Source organism: Sphingomonas phoenicis (genome assembly GCF_047238005.1).
Classification (GTDB): Bacteria; Pseudomonadota; Alphaproteobacteria; order Sphingomonadales; family Sphingomonadaceae; genus Sphingomonas.
Window position 1 is genome coordinate 1 of record NZ_JBDFMC010000004.1, and the last position, 18,528, is coordinate 18,528.

The following is an 18,528-nucleotide window of genomic DNA, read 5'->3' on the forward strand; positions in this document are numbered from 1 at the left end:
CATCGCACCGCCGATGCCGGCGCCCCGGCGATCGGCCAAGACCACCAGCGAGCGGAGCAGGCGGTCCGACCCTTCGCCCTCGATCCCGCCGAACCCGACCAACCCAGCGTCGTCGTCGAAGCGGACGAAGGCGCGGCCGGGTTCGGCGAGATCGGCGGTCGGCAGCTTGGCGGCTGCCAGCGCGCCGGCCAGATCATCCAGCTCGCCCGGCGCGAGACACGTGACGCGGAGGCCGGTCATGCGTGCGCCCCGCGCTCGTACCAGCCCCGGGATGCTTTCACGATCGAGACGACCGACAGCATCACGGGCACCTCGACCAGCACGCCGACGACCGTGGCCAGCGCCGCGCCCGACTTGAGCCCGAACAGCGAGATCGCGGCCGCCACGGCCAATTCGAAGAAGTTGGATGCGCCGATCAGCGCCGCAGGCGCCGCCACGCACCAGGCAACGCCGAAGCGGCGCGAGAGCCAGTAGGCTAGACCTGCATTGAAATAGACTTGGATGAGGATCGGCACCGCAAGCAGTGCGATCACCAACGGCTGCGCCACGATCGCCTCACCCTGGAAGCCGAACAGCAGGACGAGCGTCGCCAGCAGCGAGACGAGCGACACCGGCCCCAAGCGACCGAGCAGCCGGTCGAGCGCGGCTTGTCCGCCGTTCGTCAGCACGACACGGCGCACGAGCTGGGCGGCGATGACCGGCACGACGATGTAGAGCATCACCGAGATCAGCAGCGTGTCCCACGGCACCGTCACCGAAGCGACGCCGAGCAGCAGCCCGACGAGCGGCGCGAACAGGAACACCATGATGACGTCGTTCAGCGCGACCTGGGACAGCGTGTAGGTCGGCTCGCCCTCGCACAGGTTCGACCACACGAACACCATGGCCGTGCACGGTGCCGCAGCGAGCAGGATCAGGCCAGCGATGTAGGACGGCCCCTCCCCTGCGGGCAGAAGCGGCGCGAACAGCCAACCGATGAACAATGTGCCAAGCGCTGCCATCGAGAAGGGCTTCACCGCCCAGTTGATGAACAGTGTGACGCCCACCCCCTTCCAATGCTGGCGGACCGACCCGAGCGCGCCGAAGTCGATCTTGAGCAGCATCGGTACGATCATCAGCCAGATCAGCACCGCGACGATGAGGTTGACGCGCGCTACCTCGGCCGAGGCAACGCGCGCGAACAGGCCGGGCAAAAGGTGCCCCAAGCCGATGCCGGCAACGATGCAGAGCGCCACCCAGAGCGTCAGGTAGCGCTCGAAGGTGCCGATGCCGGCGCGCGCCGGCGCAGGTCCGGCGACAGGGGCGATCGTCGACATGGGCTCAGCCGACCCGCTCGCCGGACGCGTCCACCACCTGTTCGCCGTCCTCCTTGGCGAACGCGCCGAGCTGCCCGCTCGGCAACAGATCGAGGACGGCTTCGGACGGGCGGCAGAGCTTCACGCCCAAGGGTGAGACGACCAGCGGGCGGTTGATGAGGATCGGGTGCGCCATCATCGCGTCCACCAGCGCCTCGTCGGACAGTGTGGTGTCGCCGAGCCCCAGCTCCGCATAGGGCGTGCCTTTCTCGCGCAGCAGCTCGCGCGGCGAGATGCCCGCCCGCTCAATCAGCTCGACCAGCAGCGCGCGCGACGGCGGGGTCTTCAGATATTCGACCACGTGCGGCTCGATGCCGGCATTGCGGATCATGGCGAGCGCGTTGCGCGACGTGCCGCACTCGGGATTGTGGTAGATGACGATGTCGACGACCGAGTCAGTCCGGCTCATGGGGCGTCCTTTCAGCAGCAGGGAGCGAGTTCGGCGATGAGCGGCCCGCACAATTCGGCGTTGCCGGCACAGCAATCCTTGACGAGGAACAGCGTTAGCGCGCGCAGCCCGTCGAGGTCGGCGCGGTAGATGATCGACCGGCTGTGCCGTTCGGAGCGAACGAGGCCGGCACGGGCCAGAATACCAAGGTGCGCCGACATCGTGTTCTGCGGCACATCCAGCCGGCGGGCGATCTCGCCTGCAGCCAACCCGTCAGGCTCGTGCCGCACCAGCAGACGAAACACGTCGAGGCGCGTGCCCTGCGCCAACGCCCCCAGTGCCGCGATCGCTAACTCGTTTTCCATATATCCAGCATAGCAGATATATCATAGAGCGATAGGCCTTCTCCCTTACCGCGGTTCGAGTGAATGGGGGGCTTAGGCGGTGTGACGCGCAGGTGTGCCACGTGGCACACCCTGCCCCGCCCCGATCGTCGGCAGCCCATCGAGCAGAGCCAAAAGATCGCCCAGCGCACGCCTGCGATAGGCGTTGTACCACCGGCGCCGGCGATGCTCGGCCGCGTCGTGGATCATGTGGCAGCGCTGGCAGAGCGCGGCGAGATTGCGCGGCGCATTGTCGGTCGGGTCGTGATTGAGGTGCGCGCAGGCGATATACACCCGCGTGAGCCGGACGATCGCGGCGACGTCTGCCCCGACGACACGGATGCGCCGTCCCCGCCCGTCGCGCCACTGTCGGCGATCGGCATCCCACCAGCGACCATCGCCAAGATGGAAGACGCGCGCACCGTGCGGCCGTCGGCAATGCTCGCAGCGGCCTTTAGCGCGGCCGAACCGGATCAGCCTGGACAGCTCGGGCCAGTCGATCGGGTACAGCCAGCGATGTTCCGGCATGATCGGCATGACGATTCTATGAGTCAGGGCCGAGCGGAACGAAAGCAGAAAATCACGGTCCGCACCGCGGGCGGCACATCACTCGCGCCAGCGCTGCCCATACTGAGCTAAGCGAGCCTCGATTTCGTCGATCCGGCGCCGCTGCGCCGCGGTGAGCGCCGCCATGACTCGCTTGAAAGCGGCCGGCTTCATCGTTCGGAGCTGGCCGATATCGCTGTCGCGGCGCAGCCGCACCTTCCAGTCGGCCGGGCGATACTCCACCCCGGCCGAGCCGAGCCGCCAGAAGATCATCGCCACCTGGTTGGGGGTGAACGCACCTTTGTCGTCGACGAAGGCGATGAAGTTCTGCGCGTCGAAGTCGGGTGCCTTGCGACCGAGCTTGAGCAGCGCGGTCATGACGCGTTGCTTGCGCGCGTCCTCCACCAGGCCGCGGCGGTGACGGTCCACCAGCTTTCCCGTATCGCGTGCATCGAGCCGTCGCCCTTGCTCGTCAATGCCGGCGATCTCGAAGCGCTTGATGCACTCGGAGCCGACCAGCAACGACGCGGACGTGCCGTCGTTCTCGATCTCGAAATGGTAGCGAAGCTCCTGCTGCCCGCACAGCTCGCAGGTGCCGTCCGCCGCTTCGAGGTCGAAGAAGCGCCCCGTATAGGTCCACTCCTTGAGCGCGGCGCCAAGGGTGCTCGCGCGGCTGAGCGGTAGCAACGACGCCGACGCCCGCTCCGCCCAGTTCGACATTCGCGCTTCCCCCCGAAGTCCCCTCCCGAACCTTATCCGTTTGTCTGGCGCGGGGCGACCCGCGCCGGGGAACGCCAAGGGCGCCGCCCTTTCGTTCCCGAACGACAATCTTGCCGCCCGTGTAAGCCGCCAAGCGCGGCGCCCGGCCCCGTCGGTGCCGGCCGCGCTAGGGCGGCTCGCCCGCGCCAGCTTACCAAGATTCTCGTTCCCCTCCCCATCCCGTCCTCGCCGGACAGGCAGGGCCGTGAGGCCGAACGGCCTTGCGGCCCATGCCAACAAGGAGGATCACCCATGCCGACCCCCGAGCAGATCGACACCATCCGGCGTCTCAACGATGCGGCGCGTACCCACCCTGGCCTCGCGAGCCTCGCCAACGTTACGATGGGATTCCAGGCCCTCCCCGAGCTGGACCGTTTCGCCGCGTTGGTCGCGATCACCCGGTTCACGAAGTTTGACGGCGACAACGACCCTTATGGTGAGCACGATTTCGGCGCGGTCTATAAACTCGCAAGCGGCGCGTGGACGCAGGACCGCCCCGACGATGCAAAGGCGGTCGGGCAGACGGTGTTCTGGAAGATCGACTATTACGACACGAGCCTCACCTACGGCAGTGACGCTCCGTGGAATTCCGAGCAGACTAAACGGGTGCTGACGATCATGCTGGCCAGCGAATACTAACGCCTATGGCGTAGCGATCCGCGCTCGACTGCGCGCGGATCAACCGTGCCGAAACGGACCTGCGCCAACGTGATTTGTTGAGAAATCGCGGGGGAGCGCGTAGGGTTAACGGCGAAAGGATGACGCGATGGCCCAGATCAATCTCGACACGCTGCGCGAGCGCATCCGCTCCATGGATTTCCAACGCGGCACCCCCGAGCAGATCGCGCTGTGGCGCGAGGACGTAGCAGAGGCGCGCGCCAACCTCGTCATCGAGGACATGACGCCGACCGGTGACGAAGATGCCATGTTCGCCATGATGCTCGATGAGGGTGTTCCCCCTTCGCTCATGCCGTCCATCATCCTCGGCCTCTACAAGCCAGGAACCCACCAGATCGCAGCCTGACCTTGGCAGACGATCCCTACACCTACCCCGGTACGGACACGCTCCGGAACCGGCTTGGGATCACGGACGACAAGACCCTCATGGAGGCCGAGCGGAGATTGACCTTGGCGCGCGGCGCAGAAGCCGCGCGCCTGACCTTTCCAGCGACGGCCGACGGCTATCGCGCCCTGCATCGGCACCTCTTCCAGGACCTCTACGACTGGGCGGGTCAGGACCGCACCGTCAACATCGCCAAGGGCGGCTCCAGTTTCGCGCACGTGCCTTACATCGCGCGCGAGCTCGACAAGCGGTTTGCCGACGCGCGCGCGGGCGACGCCCTGAAGGGCCTCGCCCGCGATGAGTTTTTCGACCGGCTCGGCAACCACATCAACGAGATCAATGCAATTCACCCTTTCCGCGAGGGGAACGGGCGGACGATGCGCCACCATGCGGCGCAGCTCGCCCGCGATGCCGGCCATCCCATACGGATCGCGTCGATCGATAAGACCGCGTGGATGGACGCGTCCCGGCATGGCTTCCTCACCGGCGATCATCGGCCTATGGCCGCCGTGCTCGCCGAGGCGGCGATCCGTCGTGACCTCGCGCCCGAGGCGCGGATCGGCCCTGCCGGGATCGCCTTGCTGCCTCAACGCGCGCCGCCCGAAGGGCAGCGCTACCGGGTGACGCTGACTAAGGCACGCGAGGAACTGGACCGCTACCTTCCCGCCGCCCGCCAGCAGGCGGCCGACCGGCTGCGCAGCCTCGTTAGGGATGGCGCCCCATCCCCTGTCATCGCCAACGCACGCACCGAACTGGCCTATGTTCGCCACGCCAAAGGTCCGATCTACCAATCGCACCTTCTCACCTATCTGGGCGTGCGTCAGGTCGATGCCGTCATCACGCCCCAGCAGACCCCGCTTGAGCGCGTGCGCGAGATCGGCGCGGCTCTCGGCGTCCAGATCAATTCGCAGCAGCCAGCGCAGCTCCAGCGCGCCGTCCGCTCGCTGGAGCGACCGATCCTGCCGCCTGGGGCTTCGCCAGGCCAGGAGCGGCTCGCCGAGCTGTTCCTGAAGAACACGGCCGAGAAGAACCACGCCGACCCACGTCTCGCGCCCGCCCAGACGATCGTCGACGACGCCATGCAGAAGGCGCGCGAGCGCGGCGAAAGCGCGCGCATGGTCAACACGGTCGGGGAATCCACTCGCCAGCTTGTCGCCGACCGGATCAAGATCGGGGCCGCGCTCGAAGGGGCGTCCGCCCCGCCGCCCGACCGGAGCACGCCGCCCCCGGATCGTGGCAAGGATCGGAGCCGCTAGGCTTCGCCTTAGCGTTCGGGGCGTCGGGTCGGAAAGACCGGCCCGCGTACCGTCATCCTGGCGGGGTCATAGGGCTTCTGCAGGGCGACGATCTCGTCATAGAAGCCGCGCAGCCAAGTATCGACATCCTCAGGCTCCAGGATCGTAATCATCGCCTTGGGATGGATCGGCGCAACGAGCGTGTTGGGGGCACACGTCACCATCGTGAAGCCGTTGCCGTCCTCTGTGCGCTGCTAGAACCCGGCAACTGCGAACACCGGCTGATCCCCACAGGGTTTCGGGCTCGTTCGACATATGGGCGCGGTTTCACCTTGCGTCAGGTATCCCCATCCAAACGACGTCGCGTAGCGAGCCACCGGATCTCCTGGAGCCGGTGATTAGGCCGGGCTCTTCTGCGACGCTTCGTGTCGAGACAGGCGCTCGCGATGGGCGGTTGCGTCCGCAAAGGCGAGAAGGGTCCAGCGGCGATGAGCACCCGCTATTTACTGTTTCTCATTATGTTGATCCTCTCCATGTTACGGCCCAACGCCACTTCCCTCCGTTGCGACGCCATGCGTGAAATCCGTTGCGGTGAAGCCGTGCAACCCACTTGATGAGAACGATCGCGCTAGCTGGCGAGATCAGGCTAAAGGCACGTGCGAAGCGTGTGATGCGGACAAGCATCGAAGCCGCTATGAGCCAAAGGCCGGCAGGAGGCACGGGCAGCAGGCCAGCCATCAGTGGCCACCCCTTGATCGCCCGAAAGTCGCGACCCGCCAAAGATACCAGATGACGGCCAGCGCGAGCACGGCGTTGCTGACCGGCTCGATGACGCTCGCCACCTGGCTATAGCGCTCGCCCAGCTCATAGCCCGCCAGCACGAGGATCACGGTCCATATGGCCGAGCCGGCGAGCGTCGAGACCAAGAATGGACCAAGGGGCATCCCGCTGACCCCAGCGGGCACCGAAATCAGGGTCCGGACTCCCGGGACCATGCGCCCGAACAGAACCGCCCAACGACCGTAGCGGTCGAACCAGCGGTCGACATGATCGACCTCACCGGGCGTCAACGTCAGCCATCGGCCGTGGCGGGAAGCAAAGCGCTTCAATCGATCGATGCCGATCCAGCGGCCGACATAGTACCACAGCACTGCCCCTGCAGCCGATCCAAGGGTGCCGGCGATTGCCACTACCCACAGCGAGCCGCGCCCCTGCGCAGCGGTGTAGCCGGCAAGTGGCAGGATCACTTCCGACGGGATCGGCGGAAAGACGTTCTCCGCCAGCATCAACAGGAAGACGCCAAGGCCGCCTAGTGACGCGAGGATCGATGTTATAATGTCGAACACAAACCAGCCTCGTCAGAAGATCCAATAGGAGATCGCGCAAATCACGAGCAGGAGGGCGACGACGGACCCAACGATCCGATTTTCCAGGCGCGGACATTCGACGTTCCTGATCCGCACGGCGAGCTGCCAAGCGGGTCGAACCGGACACCGCCACGAACCTGCGGCAATCCGATCCAGCTCGGCATCCGACAACCCGAAGAACGATTTTGCTTCACCGCGCGATCGCCCCGCCAACCCCATCACCCGCAGCACCACGTCGCTCCATGCGACATCGATCGCGCTCGGCCGATCGACCATCGTGCCGCGCGCGTCGCCGCCCGCCCAAGAGGGGGACAGCAGGCCGATGATCTGGTGGGGGTTGCGCTCCAGCAGCGTCGCCCAGCGCAGCAAGCGATGTTGGCGGTCCCGCGCCGCGATGGTCCTCACCGGTGCCCAGCGCCGGGTAAGGCATCGCACAGGCCGCATCCATCGGCTCGCCCAAGGGCTCGTCATGGGCTCGCCGAGGTGCCGACGTCGCCATTGGTGGCGCGCTTAAGCGGACGAGAACAGCGCAGGGTGAGGAAGGTGGTGGCGCTCAGGATGAAAGCGATGTCGTATAGGCCGTAGCCTACGGCCGCGCCGAGTGCCCCAGTCGCCCACAGACTGGCCGCCGTCGCCGTGCCTGACGCCTTGTCGCCCTTCTTCAGAATCGCGCCGCCCCCGATGAAGCCGACGCCCGTAATCAGACCTTCAAGCAACCTGGCTTGCGCTGGAGACGTGCGGCCGAGGATCGCGATGCCCACCAGCACGAAGCCGCAACTGGCGATTGCAACCAACGGGAATGTACGGATGCCTGCACTGCGGGCGTCCTTCTCGCGATCCCAGCCAACAGGAAGGGCGAGTGCGTAGGCGACGGCGAGACTGATGATATGGGTGGTTATCTCCCACCACGAGCTTTGAAACATGCCGGCCTGCCTGTTCTACGCGATTGCTCCAGATCGGAGGTAAAGGGGTAAGGTCGGGCGGGGAGTCCCACAGACGTTCAGGCCCAAGGCGGGGATCGTGAACACCGGAGATCCCTACCGGTGCAGACATGCGATGATGGCGGTCACGACGGCGGTGGTTTCCGCAACGTCGCGCACTCTCACCGTATCGAGGCCAATTTCAGCGGCGGGATAGTCATTCCCACCGGGGAAGATCGCATCGCCGATGAACAGCATCCCGTCGAGCGGGACGCCGCTTTCAGCACTCAGGCGGTTCAGGCCATAGCCCTTGTCCACCCCTGCCCTGGTCACGTCGATCGATGTCGTGCCACCCAGATTAATCGAGAGGTCCGGCAGCGTCGCGCGCAACGTGGCCTGCAAAGCGGTCCTCTTCTTTCGGTCGGGATCCCACGCTTCCTTTTCCTTTAGCGGCGCTGCCTGCCCCAGCCCCGAAAAGGTGATCTGGCTGCCCCGGTCCTCGATCCGTTCGCCCCAGATACGTTCGTCGGCGAGGCCGGCATCGGTCAGGGCTTGATCGAAGGCCGTGCGGATCGTCGCCTTCTCTGCGTCGTCGAACAGCTCGGCATATACCGCGCGCCAAGCGCCATTGATGAACCGATAGAGTTTTGTGCCTGTGGTCGGCATCAACCAGAGACGGTCAAGCGCGGCGCCGGCAGGAAGACGCGAGGCGACCTGCTTTTCGAACTGCGGCCAGTCCCCGCCCGAGATCACCGCCACATCCGTGACGGCGAGCAATCGGGCGAGGGTTGCGGCCATATCCTCCGATAGCGGCCGCTTGCTCTCGGCAAGTGTGCCGTCGAGGTCGAAGGCGATCATCCACTTCATGCCGCCTTCCCCGCCGGATCGCGGTAGGCGAGCAGCCTGAGCGCATTGATGACAACAAGCAGCGTTGATCCCTCATGAACCGCCACTGCTGGCCCAATACCGAGGCCAAGGATGGTGGCAGGAACGAGAAAGGCGACGACACCCAGGCTGACGAAGACGTTCTGCCGGATGATTCCACGCGTATGCCGGCTTAGGCCCACCGCGAATGGCAGGTGCGCCAGATCGTCAGCCATCAGGGCGACGTCGGCTGTCTCCAGCGCAACGTCCGACCCCGCCGCGCCCATCGCGATGCCGACCGTGGCGCTTGCCATCGCCGGGGCATCGTTCACGCCGTCACCCACCATTGCGACCTTGTCTTCGCCGGCGAGTTTCTTGATCGCGGCAACCTTGTCTTCGGGCATGAGGTCGCCCCACGCCTCGTCGATCCCGACTTCGTTAGCGATCGCTTCGGCGACTTTCTGGTGGTCGCCAGAGATCATTATCATCCGCGACACGCCCATCTCGTGCAGCCGGCGCAGCGCGGTCTTTGCCGCTTCGCGGGGCGTGTCCATCAGGCCGATCGCGCCCAGGTCGCGGTCCCCCTTGCGGACCACCATCGTCGTGCGACCGTTCTCGCGCAGTTTCGCGATCGCGTTCTGCGCTCCCTGCCCTAGCGCCGGAATGCCCTCACTCCCGAACATCTCGGCCTTGCCGATCCAGACCGTCTCGCCATCCACGCTCGCGGTGACGCCCCGACCGGTCAGGCTCTTGAGGTCGCCGGCAGTCGGCACGGCACGATCGTTCAGTCGTTCGCGGCCGTCCTTGACGATCGCTTGGGCCAGAGGATGGTCGCTCAACGCTTCGACGGCGACGGCCAGCACCAGCAGCTCGCCTTCATCGGCGCCATCGACGGGCACGACATCGGTGATGCGCGGACGACCTTCGGTCAGCGTGCCCGTCTTGTCGAAAGCGATCGCCTTGAGCGACCCGAGGTTTTCGAGCGGTGCACCGCCCTTCACGAGCACGCCGCCCCGCGCTGCACGGGCAACGCCAGACAGGACAGCGCTCGGCGTTGCAATGGCGAGCGCGCACGGGCTTGCCGCCACCAGCACCGCCATCGCGCGATAGAAGCTGTCGCGGAACGGCTCGTCGACGACCACCCATGCGAAGAGCAGGAGCACCGACAGGATCAGGACAGCAGGCACGAAGATCCGCTCAAACCGATCGGTGAAGCGCTGCGTCGGCGACTTCTGCGTCTCCGCTTCGCTCACCATCTTCACGACCTTGGCGAGCGCGCTTTCATTGGAACGGCGTGTCACCTCGATCTCGATCGCGCCGCCACCGTTGATCGTACCGGCAAAAACCCGGCTTTCCGCGTCCACTGCATCAGGCTTTGCCCGCGCCGCTGCGGCATCGGCGACCGGCACCTTGTCGACCGGGATGCTTTCACCCGTCACCGGGGCCTGGTTGATCGCGCTGGTGCCCTTGGTGACGAAGCCGTCAGCAGGCAGGCGCTCGTTCGGGCGGACAATGGCAATGTCCCCAACGACCATTTGCTCGACCGGGATTTCGCTGGTCTGGCCGTCGCGTCGCACGGTCGCGGTTTCGGGCGCGAGCTTCGCCAGCGCCTCGATCGCCTTCTTGGCGCGTCCCATCGCGTAATGCTCAAGCGCATGGCCAAGGCTGAACAGGAATAGCAGCAGCGCGCCTTCGGCCCATGCGCCCAGCGCAGCGGCGCCGGCGGCAGCGACCAACATCAGCGTGTCGATCTCGAACTTCTTCATCCGAAGGTTGTCGATCGCCTCGCGCAGCGTGAAGAATCCGCCGAAGAAATAGGCTGCGACATAGCAGGCCGTGGGCAGCCACTCCGGTGCGCCAACAACCAGCCTCTCGATCGCATAGCCGATCCCCAGCAGCGCGCCGCAGGCAAGCGCGAAGATCAGCTCGGTATTGGGGCCTAGAAATTCGGCGTGGCTATGGTCGTGACCATCGCCGGGGCCGTGCTTCTCTTCGCCCGCGTCGTGGCCCCCGGGGCCGTGGTCGTGGCCGGCATGGTCATCGGCGGCGACCCGCTTGCCAACCCTCACCTTCAGCTTGCGAAGAGCAGCGCGCACTTCCTCTTCTGTGGTCTCTCGGCGATCATATTCGACCCGGACCGACCCGCTGGTGCTGGCGCTTGCCTGTACCACCCCGGGCAACGCGCATAGCGCATCGCTGACCGTGCGCGCCCGCCGTTCGTGACTGATCCCTGTCACCTGCCAGATCGCATGGCCGTAGCGTTCGGTGATTTCTGCGCCTGCGGCCCGCACCATTTCGCGCAATCGTGGCAACGGCAGCTTGGCGGCGTCGAAATGGATGCACAGGGCCGCCGGCGTGTCGCCTTCGAGGCAGATCACATGCGCTCGCTCGACGCCTTCGCGTTTCGACAGGGTCGATACGAGACGGTCCAGGCAAGCGTCGGCCGCGTCAGGAAGGTCCGGCAACAATACTGGAATATCGAGTTCGAGCTTGTCGTTCATGACGACCTCCTTTCGCTTTTCTTGGTTTCGGCGCGCGCGTCGCGCAGGATTTCGACACCGCCCTTGATGGCGATGATGGCGGTAGCGAAGCCGACCAGAAGGTCCGGCCAGTTGGTGCCCAGCCACAGCACCAGCACGCCGGCAATCAGGATGCCGCCATTGGAAATGAAGTCATTGAAGCTGAAGGTGGTGGCGGCCCGAAGGTTGACGTCCGGATCCTTGAGCCGCTGGAGCAGCCGCAGGCAGAGGTAGTTCACGACGCCGGCGATCGCCGACATGACCATCATGGTCGGTCCGATCGGTTCGCTGCCTTGAAGGTAGCGCCGGCCAACGTCGATCAGGATGCCGCCCGCGAAGATCAGCAGCATGACGCCCGAAGCGACCGCGGCGCGTGTCTTCCACGTCTGGCCCCGGGTGAGCGCCACAAGGCTCAGCGCATACACGGCCGTATCGGACAGGTTGTCGACGCCGTTGGCGATCAGAGCGCTCGAGTCCGCGAAAAATCCTGAGACGAAGAAACCCCCCGCGATCGCCGCGTTCAGCAGCAGGACGATCCAAAGTGTGCGACGCTCTTGCCCGCCATTGTTGTCGTTGCTCGAAATCATCCCATGATCTCCTCAAGCGTCAGCAGGGCAAGGAATCCCACGAAGAACATCGAGCTGATGAGTGGGGTGTCAGGCTTCTCGTGCGCCTCGACCAGCAGCTCTTCCGTGACGAGGTAGAGCAGCGCCATCAGACCAAAACTCAGGAAGCCAGCGACCATTACCGGTGAGAGCGTGGCGACAGGAACAGCCGCGAGTGCGCCGATCGGCAGCAGCAGCGCCAATGCCGACACAGTCACGATGATGCGCAGGCGCGAGCGATAGGTTTCCGCCAGCTCGTCGGTCAGTGTCAGACCAAGGAAGAGCACTTCGAGCGTCAGCGCGATCGTCAGCAGAAATCCCGCCTTCTCACCCGCGACGAACGCGAGGCCGAGCACCAGACCATCGACCAGAATGTCAATGCCGATCGCGGCGAGCAGTGCCATTGGCCCCTTGAAGCGGGCCTCGAAAGCCTTGAGACCCAGCATCGTCGCAACGCCCGCCGCCCCGCCGATCAACGTAGCGCTAGGTGAAGCCTCATGCTTGACCTGCGGCAGGATTTCAGTCGCTGCCGCCGCAAACACGACGCCGGCAGCGAGATGCTGGAGGCCCGCCACGACGCCAGGATTTAATTTGGTCCGGCTCGCGATGATCGCGCCGAGCACGACCGCCAGCACAGGCGCAAGCGTGTACAGCAATGCCTGCATATCCTATGATTCCTCCGGGGTTCGATGACAGACGCGGATCTTCCCGCGCTGCGTGAAGGCGATCGACCCGCCGGCCACGACTGCCCGCGACCGGTCGCCGCGAAATTCCTCGCCAGTACGTTGCGCGCGCAGGATCTCAGTTCTGCCCCTGGGCAGCCAGGTGACAGCCATTTTCAGGCCGTCGTCGATGAAGTCGACATCGGCGCGCGATCCGTCGTCGCAATACATGATGCGTTGCGCAATCAATCGAGGTGTCAGATGCTTTTCATGCGCCGGCTCAGTCGGTCCGCTCGGCGCGGGATTGCACGCCCCTACGACCATACCCGCGAACAGAACGGCGCCGATGCGCGCGGCTGTCAGGCCAGGCAGGTGCCGCACGGCGTGCATCGCCCTCACCACAGCACGCCGTGATCGGGCGTCACCGGCTCAGGGGCTGGCAGTCCAGCCGTCTGAAGAAGGTCGATCTCGATCGTGCGGCACATGGCCGTGAGCGGGACATCGTGGACGCTATTGGCGAACGGATCAGTCAGATCCTCGCCGATGCTCAGCACCGCAAGGAAGACGAGTCCGATCAGCGTCGATCCGATCGGCGTGGCGAGCCCCAGGGATTCGACCAGCGCAATCGGGAGCAGCACGCAGAACACGCGCGTGAAGAGGTTCGGAAAGAACCGAAAGCCATTGGGCAGCGGCGTGTTCTTGATCCGCTCCATGCCGCCCTGCGCATTGGCGATGTCGATCAGGACGCGCTCTACAGTCGCCTGCTGGATTTCGGTGATCCGACCTTCCGCGAGCGCGTCGGCGTAGATGCCCGATATGTCCTCCAAGAGTGCGTTCGCAGGGTTCAGGCGAGCGACCGCCATATCGGCGACGTCCGTTCCAGCGATCCGGCCAATCTCTTCATAGGGCGACTGTCGGCGAAGCTGGCAGCGCATCGAGTGCGCGAAGGCGATCTGCCGCAGGATGATGTTGTGCCGCATCTCGCTGCCCTCGGGTTCTCCCTTGGTCAGGCTGCGTGTGATCCTAGCCAGGCTGCGCGACGCATTGATGAGCGCGCCCCAAAGGGTTCGCGCTTCCCACCAGCGAGCATAAGCAGCGTTGGTCCGAAACCCCATGAAGAGCGCGATGGCAGTGCCAAACAGCGCCGTCGGCAAAGGCGGTTCCTTGATCGGGGTCATCATGTGGAATGCCGTCACCGCCACGTCCCACACGAACAGGATCGTGAGAGGCTTCCAAACCTCGATAATGATCTGCTTAAAACGAGGCCTCGCGCCGACTATCATATCAATTACGCCCTAAATCTCGTAGCGATCGTCATCCGATCGGCATGTTCATGATGTCCCGATAAGCGGACAGCAGCTTGTTCCGGACTTGCAGGGTCGCCTCGAAAGTAATGGATGCGCGGCTCTGGATGAGCGCGACGGTTGCGATGTCGGTGGTTTCGCCACGCTCATATGCTTCGGTGACGACATCCTCTTGCTCCTGGGTCTCGTTGACCTTCGCGACCACGGCATTGAGGGTGTCGGCGAAGTTCGACACCGGAGCGGTCGGCGTCACGCCGGGTGGTGCCGTCGGCTGCGCCTCACGCAAAGCGCGGCTTCGCGCGATCACTTCGGCGCGAATGGCCATCACATTCGAGATCGACGTGTCAGACATCGTTTCTCTCCCGTTGCAGTGCGACATGTCGGAAGACAGGACGGTTCATCGGGTGCCCTCCCGTTCGCAGATTCGGGTGCGGCCCTCGCCTTCCACGACGGTGAGCTGCGACCCCTTGAAGGTCGCGGTGGCTGTCTCGCCGACATATTGGAGGCCCTGCGCTGGCGCGGTCAGCGTTATGGGCACGGCGCTGCTGGAGCGCCGCAAATCGATCTGCAGGCCGTTGTCCTTGTAGTCGACGAACAGCGGTTCCCCGTCGGAACAGCGATAGGGATGGCGCCCCATTTCCCCGGTCGCCACGGCGCTGTCGGACGAATGGATTTGCTGCTCCGTTGGCGGGGCTGGCGGCTTGCCTTCCGTGCAAGCCGCCAGCCCGACAACGAGGATGAGGGCGGGCAGTACCCGCTTCGACGGCATCATCGCGCCTTCCTCCTGTAGCGGGAGGGGACGCGCTGACGATTGATCCCAAGGGCAGGCTGACCCACCCGCCAGCGCAGATAGGTTGCGAGGCGATCGTCAGCCTCGATCATCAGGGACCGCAGGCGACGCAACATCATCGCCGCGAACGGCAGAGACAGCGCCCCGCGCAGCGTGCAGCTATGTGTTAGCCTGGTGCCACCATCGTCCCCTGCCAGCTCGTACCGCTCTTCGAGCGTGAACAGATAAGGGATGCCGCAGGACCAAGCGAAGGCTCGCGGCTTATCGAATTGATCGATCCGTGCCGGCGTCCGAATCGGCCGGTTGATGCCCTGGATCGCAAAGGTTCCTCTCGTGTCGCCGAGCTGACCCGGGTTATCGAGGAGTACCAGCGGGCTCCAAGCTCGGCGATGATCCGGGTCGGTGAGTGCCGACCAGATCCGCAGTGGCCCGCCGTGAAGCATTGAGCTGGTTATGGTGCGAGGCATATCCTCATCTCCCAGAGATGAGCGGGGGCGATCGCGGATCGCCCCCGCTCACCCATCAGGCCAAGTTGTTCACGAAGGTCTGACCGTGGTCGTCCCCTTCATGCTCCTCATTGTAGTGCTCGGATTTCTCGATCACCTTCTGACCGAAGCGGGCATAGAGGGTCGGCAGCACGAACAGCGTCAGCAGCGTCGCCGAGATCAAGCCGCCGATGACAACTGTCGCCAAGGGCTTCTGCACCTCCGCACCCGCGCCCTCGCCAAGCGCCATCGGCACGAAGCCGAGGCTGGCGACGAGCGCGGTCATGACCACGGGCCGCAGTCGCTGCATTGCGCCGACATGGGCCGCCTCTTCGCGCGATAGCCCCGACCGGATCAGATCCTGGATCGAGCTGACCATCACGAGGCCGTTGAGGACCGCGATGCCCGACAGGGCGATGAAGCCCACCGCCGCCGAAATCGAAAAGTCCATGCCTCGCAAGAAGAGCAGCAGGACACCGCCCACCAGCGCGAAGGGCACGCCGGTGAAGACGATCGCGGCATCGCGGACCGATCCCAATGCGCCATAGAGCAGCAACAGGATCAGGATGAAGCAGGCCGGAATAACCAGCTTCAGCCGCTCGCTTGCCGATTGCAGGTTTTCGAATTGGCCGCCCCATTCGAGATAGGTACCGGCAGGCAGCCGAACCTGGCTGGCGATCGCTGCCTGCGCATCCGCAACCACCGATCCGACGTCGCGGCCACGCACGTTGGCTTGCACCACCACGCGCCGTTTGCCATTCTCGCGGCTGATCTGGTTGGGACCGTCGACCACCTTGATCTCGGCGACGCTGGACAGCGGCACATAGCCGCCGCCTGCGACCGGCACCTGCACCTGCTGGAGCAGGCCGATGTCGGCGCGCTGCGCCTCAGACAGGCGGATCACCACCGGGAAGCGACGATCGCCCTCGAAGATCTGGCCCGAGGTTCGCCCGCCGATCGTGGCAGTCACGGTGTCCTGCACGTCTTGCGCCGTAACGCCCAAGCGCGCCATCGCGTCACGATTGACGCGAATGTCGAGCATGGGAAGACCTGTCGTTTGCTCGACTTTCACGTCCGCGGCACCCTGCGTCTTACGCAGCGTCGCAGCGATTTGCTCGGCCGTCCGGTTCATCTGGTTGAAGTCGTCCCCGAACACCTTCACCGCGATGTCACCGCGCACGCCGGCGATCAGCTCGTTGAAGCGCATCTGGATGGGCTGGGTGATCTCGTAGGCATTGCCCGGGATCTTCGCGAGCTTACCCTCGATCCGGCTGACCAGCTCCTCCTTGGGAAGCTCAGGATCCGGCCAATCCTTGCGCGGCTTCAGGATAACGAACATGTCGGTTGCGTTCGGCGGCATCGGGTCGGCCGCCAGCTCGGCGGTGCCCGTCTTGGAATAGACGAACTGCACCTCCGGCTGCTTCGACATCATTCGCTCGATCGGCACCTGCATCGCCTGGCTCTGCTGGACCGACGTCGCCGGAATACGGAGCGACTGGATTAGCAAATCGCCTTCATCGAGCTGCGGCAGGAACACCGAGCCGAGCGTGGTGAAGGCCAGCGCCGCCACCACAAGGCTCGCGACACCCGCCCCGATCGTCACGGTCGGACGCTTCATGGCCCGATCAAGACCAGGTTCGTAGCGCTTCTTCAGCCACGTGATGATGCGGCCGTCCTTCTCCTCAACCTTCTTCGATAGCCAGATCGCGATCATCGCCGGCACGAAGGTGAGAGAGAGGATGAAGGCGAAGGCGAGCGCGATGATGACGGTGAGCGCCATCGGCACGAACGTCTTGCCCTCCACGCCTGTCAATGTGAGCAGCGGCACATAGACAAGAATGATGATCGCCTGCCCGTACACCGAGGGACGGATCATCTCACGCGCAGCGGCTGCCACGGTTGCGAGCCGTTCCTTGACGCTGAGCAATCGGCCTTCATGATGCTGTTGCTCGGCAAGCCGGCGCAGTGCGTTTTCGACGATGATGACGGCGCCATCGACGATCAGACCGAAGTCTAGGGCGCCGAGGCTCATCAGATTGGCCGAGACGCCAGCACGCAGCATCCCGAAGCCGGTCAGCATCATGGTAATCGGGATGACCAGCGCCGCAATCAGCGCCGCACGGAAGTTTCCGAGCAGCAGGAAGAGCACGACGATGACCAGTACCGCGCCTTCCGACAGGTTCTTGGCAACCGTTTTGATCGTCGAGTTGACCAGTTCGGTGCGGTTGAGCACCGGCTGGATTACGACGTCAGGGGGCAGCGACGCGTTGATCGTCTTAAGCTTCTCCGCGACCGCGGTCGACACGACGCGGCTGTTCTCGCCGATCCGCATGATCGCGGTGCCGACGACGACTTCCGTGCCATTCTCCGAGGCCGAACCCATGCGGATCGCCTGACCCGTCTTCACGGTCGCGACTTGTTCGACCGTGATCGGCACGCCGTTACGTGTCGCGATCACGGTCCTGGCCAACTCGCCGGCATTGCGCACCAGCGCATCCGAGCGGACAGCCAGACCTTCGCCATTGCGATTGACGAAGCCGCCGCCGACGCTGGTGTTGTTGCGCTCCAGCGCATTGCCCAGGTCGGTCAGCGTGATGCCGAGCGAGGCCAGTTTCTGCACATCGGGCACGACGAGGAACTGCTTGGCGTAACCGCCAATCGAGTCGACGCCGGCGAGGCCCGGAGTGTTCTTGAGAAGCGGCGTGACGATCCAGTCCTGCGCAGTGCGCAGGTAGGTCGCCTTGTCCTCTTCGGTCGTCAGTCGCTCGCCCTCTGGCGTGATATAACTGCCATCGGGCTGTTGGCCCGGTTCACCGGGCTTGTGCTTGTCGTCTGCGCGATGCTCGAGCCGAACGGTGTACATATACACCTCGCCCAAGCCGGTCGCGATCGGACCCATTTCGGGGTTTACGCCATCGGGCAGGTTCTCCTGCACGCCCTGCAGACGTTCACCCACCTGCTGACGGGCGAAATAGATGTCCGTGGCGTCCGAAAAGACCGCGGTGATCTGCGCGAAGCCGTTGCGGCTCAGCGAGCGCGTATATTCAAGGCCTGGAGTGCCGGCGAGCGCGGTTTCGATCGGGAACGACACCTGCTTCTCGACCAGCTCGGGCGAGAGCGCGGGTGCGCGGACGTTAATCTGGACCTGATTATTGGTGATGTCCGGCACCGCGTCGATCGGCAGCCGGTAGAGGGAAAACGCGCCGATGGCGGCGACGATGACGGTGAGCAGCAGGACAAGCCAGCGCTTCTCGACCGCCCATGTGACGATGCGGGCGATCAT

Annotated in this window: 22 protein-coding genes and 1 pseudogene; 3 read left to right on the top strand and 20 right to left on the bottom strand. The window is 64.9% G+C overall.

What is annotated here, in order from left to right:
• The 6 genes from ABC319_RS18365 to ABC319_RS18390 form a co-directional block, all read right to left on the bottom strand.
• Window positions 1–240: GNAT family N-acetyltransferase (locus ABC319_RS18365; RefSeq protein WP_459565476.1), on the bottom strand; the 240-nt coding region annotated here is incomplete at its 3' end.
• Window positions 237–1,316 (bottom strand): ACR3 family arsenite efflux transporter, encoded by a 1,080-nt coding sequence (gene arsB, locus ABC319_RS18370; RefSeq protein WP_058733679.1) that lies wholly within the window; start codon window positions 1,314–1,316, stop codon window positions 237–239. The genes ABC319_RS18365 and arsB, both read right to left, overlap by 4 nt.
• 4 nt (window positions 1,317–1,320) lie before the next feature.
• The gene (arsC, locus tag ABC319_RS18375) at window positions 1,321–1,764 is read right to left on the bottom strand and encodes an arsenate reductase (glutaredoxin) (protein ID WP_058733678.1); all 444 of its coding nucleotides are present in this window, start codon (window positions 1,762–1,764) and stop codon (window positions 1,321–1,323) included.
• 11 nt (window positions 1,765–1,775) lie between these two features.
• The gene (locus ABC319_RS18380; RefSeq protein ID WP_041043227.1) at window positions 1,776–2,108 is read right to left on the bottom strand and encodes an ArsR/SmtB family transcription factor; all 333 of its coding nucleotides are present in this window, start codon (window positions 2,106–2,108) and stop codon (window positions 1,776–1,778) included.
• Window positions 2,109–2,180: 72 nt separating this feature from the next.
• Window positions 2,181–2,663 carry a hypothetical protein gene (locus tag ABC319_RS18385; protein ID WP_058733677.1) on the bottom strand — a complete coding sequence of 161 codons (483 nt, stop codon included), beginning with the start codon at window positions 2,661–2,663 and terminating at the stop codon, window positions 2,181–2,183.
• A 69-nt stretch (window positions 2,664–2,732) separates the two neighbouring features.
• Entirely contained in the window at window positions 2,733–3,392 is a 660-nt protein-coding gene (locus ABC319_RS18390) for a hypothetical protein (RefSeq protein WP_058733676.1), read from the bottom strand.
• Window positions 3,393–3,683: 291 nt separating this feature from the next.
• Between ABC319_RS18390 and ABC319_RS18395 the strand changes: the two genes are divergently transcribed.
• From ABC319_RS18395 to ABC319_RS18405, 3 genes are all read left to right on the top strand, one after another.
• Window positions 3,684–4,070: a DUF3768 domain-containing protein gene (locus tag ABC319_RS18395; RefSeq protein WP_184116738.1), complete on the top strand. Its 387-nt coding sequence runs from the start codon at window positions 3,684–3,686 to the stop codon at window positions 4,068–4,070.
• 127 nt (window positions 4,071–4,197) lie between these two features.
• Entirely contained in the window at window positions 4,198–4,455 is a 258-nt protein-coding gene (locus tag ABC319_RS18400) for a hypothetical protein (RefSeq protein WP_017980819.1), read from the top strand.
• Window positions 4,456–4,457: 2 nt separating this feature from the next.
• Window positions 4,458–5,750, top strand: coding sequence for a Fic/DOC family protein (locus ABC319_RS18405; RefSeq protein WP_184116739.1), 1,293 nt, complete (start codon window positions 4,458–4,460; stop codon window positions 5,748–5,750).
• Window positions 5,751–5,758: 8 nt separating this feature from the next.
• Here the strand turns inward: ABC319_RS18405 and ABC319_RS18410 are convergent.
• From ABC319_RS18410 to ABC319_RS18475, 14 genes and pseudogenes are all read right to left on the bottom strand, one after another.
• Window positions 5,759–6,016: pseudogene (locus ABC319_RS18410) on the bottom strand (SOS response-associated peptidase family protein); the annotation flags it as partial.
• A 450-nt stretch (window positions 6,017–6,466) separates the two neighbouring features.
• A complete protein-coding gene (locus tag ABC319_RS18415) occupies window positions 6,467–7,075 on the bottom strand; it encodes a DedA family protein (protein WP_041043233.1) in 609 nt (202 codons plus the stop codon).
• Window positions 7,076–7,087: 12 nt separating this feature from the next.
• Complete coding sequence (locus ABC319_RS18420; protein WP_058733673.1) at window positions 7,088–7,465, bottom strand: hypothetical protein; 378 nt, start codon at window positions 7,463–7,465, stop codon at window positions 7,088–7,090.
• A 98-nt stretch (window positions 7,466–7,563) separates the two neighbouring features.
• Complete coding sequence (locus tag ABC319_RS18425; RefSeq protein ID WP_041043235.1) at window positions 7,564–8,019, bottom strand: MgtC/SapB family protein; 456 nt, start codon at window positions 8,017–8,019, stop codon at window positions 7,564–7,566.
• A gap of 114 nt (window positions 8,020–8,133) precedes the next feature.
• The gene (locus ABC319_RS18430) at window positions 8,134–8,883 is read right to left on the bottom strand and encodes an HAD-IIB family hydrolase (protein ID WP_041043236.1); all 750 of its coding nucleotides are present in this window, start codon (window positions 8,881–8,883) and stop codon (window positions 8,134–8,136) included.
• Window positions 8,880–11,381: a heavy metal translocating P-type ATPase gene (locus ABC319_RS18435; protein ID WP_058733672.1), complete on the bottom strand. Its 2,502-nt coding sequence runs from the start codon at window positions 11,379–11,381 to the stop codon at window positions 8,880–8,882. Before ABC319_RS18435 ends, ABC319_RS18430 begins: the two co-directional genes overlap by 4 nt.
• Complete coding sequence (locus ABC319_RS18440) at window positions 11,378–11,986, bottom strand: cation efflux transmembrane domain-containing protein (RefSeq protein WP_041043238.1); 609 nt, start codon at window positions 11,984–11,986, stop codon at window positions 11,378–11,380. The genes ABC319_RS18435 and ABC319_RS18440 overlap by 4 nt, the downstream gene beginning before the upstream one ends.
• Window positions 11,983–12,669: a ZIP family metal transporter gene (locus ABC319_RS18445; protein WP_037457577.1), complete on the bottom strand. Its 687-nt coding sequence runs from the start codon at window positions 12,667–12,669 to the stop codon at window positions 11,983–11,985. Before ABC319_RS18445 ends, ABC319_RS18440 begins: the two co-directional genes overlap by 4 nt.
• Before the next feature lie 3 nt (window positions 12,670–12,672).
• Complete coding sequence (locus ABC319_RS18450) at window positions 12,673–13,056, bottom strand: hypothetical protein (RefSeq protein ID WP_058733671.1); 384 nt, start codon at window positions 13,054–13,056, stop codon at window positions 12,673–12,675.
• Window positions 13,057–13,061: 5 nt separating this feature from the next.
• Window positions 13,062–13,949: a bestrophin family protein gene (locus tag ABC319_RS18455; protein WP_071838549.1), complete on the bottom strand. Its 888-nt coding sequence runs from the start codon at window positions 13,947–13,949 to the stop codon at window positions 13,062–13,064.
• A gap of 31 nt (window positions 13,950–13,980) precedes the next feature.
• Window positions 13,981–14,322 carry a flagellar hook-basal body complex protein FliE gene (gene fliE, locus ABC319_RS18460; RefSeq protein ID WP_058733724.1) on the bottom strand — a complete coding sequence of 114 codons (342 nt, stop codon included), beginning with the start codon at window positions 14,320–14,322 and terminating at the stop codon, window positions 13,981–13,983.
• A gap of 45 nt (window positions 14,323–14,367) precedes the next feature.
• Window positions 14,368–14,742, bottom strand: a complete 375-nt coding sequence (locus ABC319_RS18465; protein ID WP_058733723.1) for a hypothetical protein — start codon at window positions 14,740–14,742, stop codon at window positions 14,368–14,370.
• Window positions 14,739–15,227, bottom strand: coding sequence for an SRPBCC family protein (locus tag ABC319_RS18470; protein ID WP_041043242.1), 489 nt, complete (start codon window positions 15,225–15,227; stop codon window positions 14,739–14,741). The genes ABC319_RS18465 and ABC319_RS18470 overlap by 4 nt, the downstream gene beginning before the upstream one ends.
• A 55-nt stretch (window positions 15,228–15,282) precedes the next feature.
• Window positions 15,283–18,528: an efflux RND transporter permease subunit gene (locus ABC319_RS18475; protein WP_058733722.1), complete on the bottom strand. Its 3,246-nt coding sequence runs from the start codon at window positions 18,526–18,528 to the stop codon at window positions 15,283–15,285.

What these genes read in the sequence shown, in the direction of transcription:
- arsB (WP_058733679.1), bottom strand. Translation starts at nt 1,316, where the DNA reads ATGTCGACGATCGCCCCTGTCGCCGGACCTGCGCCGGCGCGCGCCGGC.
- arsC (WP_058733678.1), bottom strand. Translation starts at nt 1,764, where the DNA reads ATGAGCCGGACTGACTCGGTCGTCGACATCGTCATCTACCACAATCCC.
- ABC319_RS18380 (WP_041043227.1), bottom strand. Translation starts at nt 2,108, where the DNA reads ATGGAAAACGAGTTAGCGATCGCGGCACTGGGGGCGTTGGCGCAGGGC.
- ABC319_RS18385 (WP_058733677.1), bottom strand. Translation starts at nt 2,663, where the DNA reads ATGCCGATCATGCCGGAACATCGCTGGCTGTACCCGATCGACTGGCCC.
- ABC319_RS18390 (WP_058733676.1), bottom strand. Translation starts at nt 3,392, where the DNA reads ATGTCGAACTGGGCGGAGCGGGCGTCGGCGTCGTTGCTACCGCTCAGC.
- ABC319_RS18395 (WP_184116738.1), top strand. Translation starts at nt 3,684, where the DNA reads ATGCCGACCCCCGAGCAGATCGACACCATCCGGCGTCTCAACGATGCG.
- ABC319_RS18400 (WP_017980819.1), top strand. Translation starts at nt 4,198, where the DNA reads ATGGCCCAGATCAATCTCGACACGCTGCGCGAGCGCATCCGCTCCATG.
- ABC319_RS18425 (WP_041043235.1), bottom strand. Translation starts at nt 8,019, where the DNA reads ATGTTTCAAAGCTCGTGGTGGGAGATAACCACCCATATCATCAGTCTC.
- ABC319_RS18430 (WP_041043236.1), bottom strand. Translation starts at nt 8,883, where the DNA reads ATGAAGTGGATGATCGCCTTCGACCTCGACGGCACACTTGCCGAGAGC.
- ABC319_RS18435 (WP_058733672.1), bottom strand. Translation starts at nt 11,381, where the DNA reads ATGAACGACAAGCTCGAACTCGATATTCCAGTATTGTTGCCGGACCTT.
- ABC319_RS18440 (WP_041043238.1), bottom strand. Translation starts at nt 11,986, where the DNA reads ATGATTTCGAGCAACGACAACAATGGCGGGCAAGAGCGTCGCACACTT.
- ABC319_RS18445 (WP_037457577.1), bottom strand. Translation starts at nt 12,669, where the DNA reads ATGCAGGCATTGCTGTACACGCTTGCGCCTGTGCTGGCGGTCGTGCTC.
- ABC319_RS18450 (WP_058733671.1), bottom strand. Translation starts at nt 13,056, where the DNA reads ATGCACGCCGTGCGGCACCTGCCTGGCCTGACAGCCGCGCGCATCGGC.
- ABC319_RS18455 (WP_071838549.1), bottom strand. Translation starts at nt 13,949, where the DNA reads ATGATAGTCGGCGCGAGGCCTCGTTTTAAGCAGATCATTATCGAGGTT.
- fliE (WP_058733724.1), bottom strand. Translation starts at nt 14,322, where the DNA reads ATGTCTGACACGTCGATCTCGAATGTGATGGCCATTCGCGCCGAAGTG.
- ABC319_RS18465 (WP_058733723.1), bottom strand. Translation starts at nt 14,742, where the DNA reads ATGATGCCGTCGAAGCGGGTACTGCCCGCCCTCATCCTCGTTGTCGGG.
- ABC319_RS18470 (WP_041043242.1), bottom strand. Translation starts at nt 15,227, where the DNA reads ATGCCTCGCACCATAACCAGCTCAATGCTTCACGGCGGGCCACTGCGG.
- ABC319_RS18475 (WP_058733722.1), bottom strand. Translation starts at nt 18,528, where the DNA reads ATGATCGCCCGCATCGTCACATGGGCGGTCGAGAAGCGCTGGCTTGTC.